General features: G+C 36.6%; 4 protein-coding genes. All 4 read left to right on the top strand.

The genetic code is table 11. From position 1 onward, the window contains the following. The coding region (locus tag ASC50_RS05855; protein ID WP_193391223.1) for a fumarate hydratase C-terminal domain-containing protein at positions 1–333 on the top strand (333 nt) is incomplete at its 5' end. Then, complete coding sequence (locus ASC50_RS05850; RefSeq protein ID WP_055432064.1) at positions 333–989, top strand: coiled-coil domain-containing protein; 657 nt, start codon at positions 333–335, stop codon at positions 987–989. The genes ASC50_RS05855 and ASC50_RS05850, both read left to right, overlap by 1 nt. Positions 990–1039: 50 nt before the next feature. Beyond that, positions 1040–1279, top strand: coding sequence for a hypothetical protein (locus ASC50_RS05845; RefSeq protein WP_055432063.1), 240 nt, complete (start codon positions 1040–1042; stop codon positions 1277–1279). A 34-nt stretch (positions 1280–1313) separates the two neighbouring features. After that, on the top strand, positions 1314–3017 hold the full coding sequence (locus tag ASC50_RS05840) for a hypothetical protein (protein WP_158648525.1): 1704 nt from the start codon (positions 1314–1316) through the stop codon (positions 3015–3017). The last annotated feature ends 107 nt before the right edge of the window (positions 3018–3124 follow it).

Here is a 3124-nt window from a genome sequence, read left to right as displayed (position 1 = left end):
GGCTACGCCTGCGGCTCGATGGGACCGACCACGGCGGGGCGGATGGACTCCAATGTCGATTTGTTCCAGTCGCGCGGCGGCAGCATGGTGATGCTCGCCAAAGGCAACCGTAGCCAGCAAGTAACGGATGCCTGCCACAAACACGGCGGCTTCTACCTCGGCTCCATCGGCGGACCGGCAGCAATTTTGGCGCAAAACAACATCAAAAGCATTGAATGCCTCGCCTATCCCGAACTCGGCATGGAGGCAATTTGGAAAATCGAAGTCGAAGATTTCCCTGCTTTCATCCTCGTGGATGACAAGGGCAATGATTTTTTCAAAACTTTGAAGTGATGCACTACAATTACTTTTCACCGGATCCATCATTTGATTGGGGTTCCTTTCTGGGAGCTCTTTTAGGGTCATTGATTGGTGTAATTGGTGCAATATTTGTGTTTTATTGGGGGAAAAAATCGGACAAAAACAAGACGCATGAAGAAAACAAACACACATTAGAGGCACTTTCAATCTTAATTGCGGAAATCATTCAAGATATTTCCACAGTGAAGGATAGGATTGATGAATATGCAAAAAAAATTAATGATGCTCCACACGAACAGCATGAAAGAGAACCTTTGCCAACGTTTGTTATAAATCGGTTAAATAAATTAGACCTCCTTTTTGTGACTAAATTATTTGCTGAATTTGGATTACATGCAGATGACAGCGCAAATTTTATGCGGGCTTTGGTGTTTTGTGATTCGCTTTTAAAGGAAATAAAAACACAATATAAAGAATTTAATGAAGATATGTACAATAAGGTTTCTCAATTGGACAATAAAAAAGATGAAGTAGCAGCAGTCAAAAAAGCTCTTAATACAGATCAACAAGAGAGGATGACTGGTTATAGTGCCGATATGGAAAAGGTTTTGAGCGATATGGCAGAAATACAAAAGCGGATAGAAGAAGTTTTGAAAGAAAAAAAATCGTGCAAAAGTATTTGTAAATAAAAAAATATTGTAACTTTGCACCCGAAATTATACATAAAAATGTAAAAAAAATGCAGGAAACAATGCAGGAAACAATGCAGGAAACAGCGGTACAAGTACCCGTATTGCTAGTAAAGCGAGATGCTAATGGCAATGTTGCATTCACGGTTGGCACCCGAGAAATGGGATGGCAAGAGCGATTTGATAAGTTGAATAAGTCTTTGGCTCAAGTTATTGTGACAAAAATTCGGCAGGACGACAACAAAAAAGTCGACCAACGCGTTCTATCTACAGAAATAGGGGTGAGTTGAGGTGTCCCTGCTTTTTTGCAAAATCTAAACAAATATGATGGGAAACGAACACTATTCTGTTAAAAAGGTTAACACAGAAACATTTAATGATGATTTTAAAGAGTTGCTTTCTCTGAAAGACGAGGGTATCCTGCAAAAGTCTCTTGATGATACGCACATTTTTCGCTATCTCTCTAATTATCTTGTGAATAAAAGTAGTGGTGCCAACATCACAACGATTGTGGTGGAAGAAAAATATACCTGCTTAAATTTTCTGGAAGATTATGCAAATTATTACGCTCGTTGTTATACTCCGTATAAGAAAGAGTGTAAGAGATTGCACTTTTTTAGTGGAGTTGCATTTAGTGAAGAAGGTTTTGAAGCCATGTTGATGAATTGGGACCATGACAATTGGAAAAAATACCAAGGTTGTATTGTTGTTAAGCCTATCCCCAAGGGTATATTTGGAGTTACATATCTCAATCATTACAACAAGATACATGAGAACGATGAAAATGAGAAAGGAAAATTGCGCCATTATAAATGTTTGACGAATCAAACTGTCAATTTATTTGGAAGAGATTGTCTCATACAGACAATGCCATTTAAAGAACAGGATGGTATTGTCGCATCGTGCGCTACAACTGCTATGTGGATGGCGTTTCATAAAACAGCAGAACTATTCCACACAAAAGCTCCCAGTTTAAGCGAAATAACCATTCTTGCAGGAGAAAATGAAGATAGCCATGGAAAAATATTTCCAAGTCACGGACTGAGGGTAAGCCAAGTCTGTAAAGCAATAAATAATTTGGGAATGCTTGCTGAAATTAAAACAAATTTTGAATCCCTGTCTTATTTTAACCTTTTTGTTCATGCCTACTTGCAAGGAGATATACCAATATTGTTTGGATTTAATTTCGATGATGCTAAGGATGCTAATCATCTTGTCACATTAAACGGGTACCGTTACAATGCAGAAAAATATCAAAATTTCTCAAATCGGTTTGTAAGTGATGCCATTGACCGGTTTTATGTTCATGACGACCAAATTGGAACTTTTGCGCGTATCAAAGTAGATGAAAAGCCTGTTAAAAAATTAAATCAAAATAGTGATGAGCCTATTAATGCACATCTTGATGTGACTACTGGTTGGTGGCGTGATAAAGAAGAAGCACAGCAGAGTACAGATAATTGTAGGCATGCAACCCCGGCTTATTTTATTGTTCCATTATCTTCATCCATCAAAGTTTCGTTTGATGATATTTATGATAAATTTCTTTTCATCCGTTTAGTGTCTGAAAATTTTATTAACCTTGCCGGTGAAGGAGAAAACATACCTGTCAAAAATAATATCACGTGGAATATTTTCATAATGAAAAATAATGATTATAAAAAATGGCTGTATACATATTTTAAAACACATAAAAACGAAAATACAATACTCAATGCTAATGTTGACGTAATGCAGCTTTCGCTACCAAAATATATTTGGGTCGTCCAAGCATTTTTTGGAAGAGAACTTCTTTTTGATTTTATTTTTGACACCGTTGAAACTAATATATACGGGAAGCCAATCAGTGTAAATATTTATAATCACGAAACGGAAGAAGTCTTAGAGAAAGGAGGGGGTGCAATAGTTAATTCTTTTGCTTCTGACTCAAAACAATATAATGAATCGCTATTAAAAAAATTAAACCAAGAAATTAAAATTTCTCCGAGCATAAAAGAAAGTTGGGGGGAAATTGCTGAAAATGAATGAACAACTTTGTAATTAATTGATAATAAGTAATATAGAATGTGGATTAGCTGGATTTTTCAAATTAGTCGGTTGATAGTGGGTAAGTTCAATTAGTAACTGCGAAAAAT

It is taken from the genome of Candidatus Symbiothrix dinenymphae (assembly GCF_001431085.1).
This window is presented reverse-complemented; position numbering and strand designations above follow the sequence as displayed.